The sequence below is a fragment of the Thermococcus sp. genome (assembly GCF_027023865.1).
Classification (GTDB): Archaea; Methanobacteriota_B; Thermococci; order Thermococcales; family Thermococcaceae; genus Thermococcus.
Genome location: NZ_JALVUC010000008.1, coordinates 124039 through 128043, shown reverse-complemented (window position 1 = coordinate 128043; position 4005 = coordinate 124039). Strand labels below are relative to the sequence as shown.

The following is a 4005-nucleotide window of genomic DNA, read 5'->3' as shown; positions in this document are numbered from 1 at the left end:
CCTGAACACCTGAAACCACTTGGGCATATTGGCTTTTAACGATAGCGAAAAGAAATCAGCGAAGGGCGAACTCGCCCATGAAGGCTGAACTCGAAATCGTGTCGCCGATTCCGACGGTGGATCTAGGTTTCTCGACTATTTTCGTCGGAACAAAGGTCAGCTGATAACCGTTAAGCTCGGTTATTCCGTCTTCCATACCGTATACCTTTGAAAGGACCTCCTCAATTGGCTTAATCTTCTCGTTTACCGGGACGTCCATGGCTTTAACCACGTCATCTATCGAGTTTATCTCTCCAAGCTTTGCCTTCGCAGCGGCTGCCAAAGCCGCAAAGAGGAGTGCGTTCCTGACGAACTCACCCCTGTAGTCGGTCAGAGCGAGGTAGTAACCGTAGGTGTGGAAGTGTATCCTCCTCACCCAAGTCTTTTCGGCGAGCTTGAGCATGGCATCTGTAACGGCCACAGGGTCAACGGGGTCACTGGCGAGGAGTTTCTCAGCGAGCTTCTTCTCGCCCATAACCTTCATTATTGACGCCAGCTCGACCTCGTTCAACCCAACGCTCCAGAACCTTCCAAGGAGGCCTAGGATTGCCTTCCTGACGGTTTCATCCGGAGTAAATGCAAACTCAAGGTGAGTGGGGATTTCCCGTTCGTTAAGAACATCCAGATGCCCCCTAATTATCTCAAAAGGCTCGCGGTAGTTTTCCTTCGTGAGGGCCTGAAGCCCGCTGATTATCGTGAGGGGGGAGCTTTTGGTTATCTCATCAAAACCCTCCCTGAACTCGTCACGGATGAAGAGGGTCGTGTTGTAGTCGTCGGCCGAGCCTATGAAGCGGTTCTCCCGCGGCGCCTCGAAGTTGAAGACCCTGAAACCGCGCGGGAACTCGTAGATGTAGTGGATGCAGTTCTCCTCATCTCCGGCAAAGCCCTTCGGGTGAACGAGCTTGACCTTTCCATCTTCGAGCTTTGGAACGTAAATCGGCCCGTCCTTGAAGAGGCTCGCCTGGAGCCTCGAAAGCTGGGGGACATGAGCTATGACCGGAACACCGTAGACCCCCCCTAGGAGGTTGGCCATTATGCCGACCTGGCCGCCCATCCTCAGCTCGTCCCAGCCCCAATGCTTCATGTAAAATCGAGCTGAACAGCTTTCAACGAAAAGCTCAGCGGCCTTTCCACGCTTGATGCTCCATAGAATAGATCCGAGGAGTTGGGGAACGCTTTCAATCCTTCCCGGAAGATCATCGGAGTAACGGAGGACCTTGTCCTTCCCAACTTTCTCAACTCTCTCCCTGAGGTCCCTTCCGTCAAGGTATTTTATCGCGTCGATGTTGGTGTTGTAGGCCAAAAGAACCCTATCAACCCTTCCAATCCTGCCCCTAACGCCTTCAAAAGCGGATGAGTAGAGAGCGTTCCAGTCCATATGTATCACCGGGAGTGATGTAACTGTTCCAAATTAATAAGGGTTGCGGTGGGAAAGAATAAGAGGGGGTCACTCGCTCCAGCGTGGGTTGTCAACTACCTTTACCTTGCCGTCCTCCTCGATCACGAGCTTGGCAAAGCCCTTGTCCTTTATTGAACCATAGTCATGGCCTGCATCCGCTGGATAAACCGCGAGAAATATGAAAGGCTCGTTTCCGGTGTTGACCGTCCTGTGCGCCCAGTAGGGCGGGACGTAAACGACGGTTCCGGTCTTCATCGATATCCACTCAACCTTTCCTTCTGATGTCTGGAGGAGCATTCCCCCCTTCCCCTTGAGGCCGTAGTATATCTCGGCCCTGTCGGCCTTTGCATGGAAGTGCCCCTTCGTGAAGAAGAACTCTTTCCCAACCTTTCCGGGGTAGAGAACCGTAGTCGCGAAGTTGAGGTCGCCGTCCTTCTCCTCCTGCTCCACCGCGTAGACTTCGTAAACGATGGGGTCGTCCTTGAGGAGTTCGTTGTAGGCTTCTCCATCGAGGAAGTAACCCCTGAGGTCGCTCAGTTTCCTGACGAGCTTCTTGGCGCCGGGGATAACGCCGGTCTCAAGGTCAACTCCAATCGGGTTCTTGTACTCCATGAGCATCACCAGAGTAAGTAGGAACGTCCCTATTTAACCTTTCCCATTTGTATCACTAAAAGTGTTATACTACTGAAAAAGCTCCCGGGGAGAAAAGACTAACGCGGAAGCTGGGAGAAGGGGAACTAAAAAACAGCGGGTGGAATTAATCCGCCGTCACTTGCTCTTGACTTCAATCTTCTTGCCTATGACAAGTTCAGCCGCCTTTACCGCGGCACCGCCACTTCCGACCGCGATTCTAACCTGGTCCTCAGGGACATAAACGACTATTTTGTCCTCAAGCTCCTCCATATCCAGGATTTTGACGTTGAGCATCTTCTCCAGCCTGTCCTTCATAGCAATCCCCGGCTTAAATTGACGGCATCAAATATAAACGTAACGACTCACACCGTAGTCCCAGTAGTTTCTCTCCTTTACACGGTCGAGGAAGTGCTCTATTCCAGGCTTGTGGCCGAGACCAACGACCGCTATCACCTTTGGCCTTCTGATTCCACTTAGTTTAAGTTCGTCCACAGCGGAGACGAGGTTCCGTGCCATAATCCCGTTCCTCTCCTCAACGAGAACGCGGAAGAGGTAGGGGTAACGTTGCCTGAAGGCGAACATCATCGCCCTGTACTCCTCCATCGGATTGGACTCCTCAGTGGTGGGTTTTACCGGCAGAAATACACAGAGACCCTCGAGGGCCATGAGGAGCTTTTCCCTAGCGGGGGCAGCGGTTATCTTGCCGAGTATGGCGTTTATGTCCTCGTCGATGAGGTAAAGCGGAACGCCGAGGAGTCCCGCGGCGCTTATCGCGGCCTTCATCTCTTCCCCAGGTTTCATGCCGAACTCGTCACCGAGTTTCTCCTCAACCTTAGCTAGGGCGTAGTTTATGAGTCCCCTCCTGCCGAAACGGAGCACATCTTCAATGCTCATCTCCGCCCCGGACTGCATTGAAAGGAACCTTGCCCTGTCAAGCTCCACCGCCACCGCGTTGGGCCTCTCTCTCAGGATGGTACTGAGAACCTCCTCCCGACTCTCCGGCGAGACGTGCATCGTGCCTATAACCTTGACGTAGCGCAGGTAGCTCATTTCCCTCCCTCCAGGAGGCTCCTTAACTCCCATGAGTCGGATTTGAGGGTTATAACATCAAAGTCCCTTGGGACGATAAAGTTCACGTTGAAGTCCTCACATATCTTCGCCGCTTCGACAGAGTATTCCCCGTAGGTATAGCGAAAAGCCCTATGAAAGAGCGCGAGAAGCTTTACTTTGGCTCTTTTGGCGGTCTCGCAGGCTTCCTTAACTGTTGAGTGGTAGCTGCCGCCCCTGTCGTCTGGGTTGAGATAAGTTGCCTCGTGGATCAGCAGGTTGGCTCGCTCCGCAAAGAGCCTCACCCTCTCAGTCGGTTCAGTATCGCCCGTGTAGACGACCTTGAGACCCTTCCTCCTTGGCCCGGTAACGTCCTCGAGGTGGATTATCCGGCCTTTCCACTCGACTTTTCCTTCCCTTTCAAGCTTTCCAAGGATTGGCCCCTCACTCAAATTGTATTCCCTCAACCTCTCCGGAAGGAACTTTCCCCGTCTGTCCCTCTCCCTGAAGACGTAGCCGAGAGCGGGAATCCCGTGCTCGACCTTGAAAGACCAGATTTCGTAGTCACCAAACTTCAGCCTCGTCTCGCCGAGTTCGTGGACGTGTATATCGAAGCCCGGCCGGAAAAAGCCACTGTTGAGGAAGTGCTGAACCAACTCGAAGGTGTACTTAGGGCCGTAGATGTGGAGCGGTTTCTCCCTGTTCCAGAGGTTCATCGTCTGAATCAAACCCCCGAGACCGAGGTAGTGGTCGCCGTGGAAGTGGGTTATGAATATTTTATCAACCTTCATAGGGCTGAGCTTTGCCGTGTTCATCTGTCTAATCGTTCCTTCGCCGGCATCAAAGAGGATTATCTCACCTCTGTAGCGGAGCGCTATCGCTGGGAC

The 4005-nt window shown here is 53.2% G+C and carries 5 protein-coding genes; all 5 read right to left on the bottom strand.

What is annotated here, in order from left to right; translation table 11 throughout:
• Window positions 1–55: 55 nt before the first annotated feature.
• Window positions 56–1417 (bottom strand): ADP-specific glucokinase, encoded by a 1362-nt coding sequence (locus MV421_RS02350; protein WP_297517777.1) that lies wholly within the window; start codon window positions 1415–1417, stop codon window positions 56–58.
• Window positions 1418–1486: 69 nt separating this feature from the next.
• Window positions 1487–2050, bottom strand: a complete 564-nt coding sequence (locus tag MV421_RS02345) for a glucose-6-phosphate isomerase (protein WP_297503452.1) — start codon at window positions 2048–2050, stop codon at window positions 1487–1489.
• Between the two features lie 156 nt (window positions 2051–2206).
• On the bottom strand, window positions 2207–2386 hold the full coding sequence (locus tag MV421_RS02340) for a KH domain-containing protein (protein WP_297517772.1): 180 nt from the start codon (window positions 2384–2386) through the stop codon (window positions 2207–2209).
• 27 nt (window positions 2387–2413) lie between these two features.
• Entirely contained in the window at window positions 2414–3121 is a 708-nt protein-coding gene (locus tag MV421_RS02335) for a TraB domain-containing protein (protein WP_297517769.1), read from the bottom strand.
• Window positions 3118–4005, bottom strand: an 888-nt coding sequence (locus MV421_RS02330) for a ribonuclease Z (RefSeq protein WP_297517766.1), incomplete at its 5' end; no start/stop codon positions are given. The genes MV421_RS02335 and MV421_RS02330, both read right to left, overlap by 4 nt.

What these genes read in the sequence shown, in the direction of transcription:
- MV421_RS02335 (WP_297517769.1), bottom strand. Translation starts at nt 3,121, where the DNA reads ATGAGCTACCTGCGCTACGTCAAGGTTATAGGCACGATGCACGTCTCG.
- MV421_RS02350 (WP_297517777.1), bottom strand. Translation starts at nt 1,417, where the DNA reads ATGGACTGGAACGCTCTCTACTCATCCGCTTTTGAAGGCGTTAGGGGC.
- MV421_RS02345 (WP_297503452.1), bottom strand. Translation starts at nt 2,050, where the DNA reads ATGGAGTACAAGAACCCGATTGGAGTTGACCTTGAGACCGGCGTTATC.
- MV421_RS02340 (WP_297517772.1), bottom strand. Translation starts at nt 2,386, where the DNA reads ATGAAGGACAGGCTGGAGAAGATGCTCAACGTCAAAATCCTGGATATG.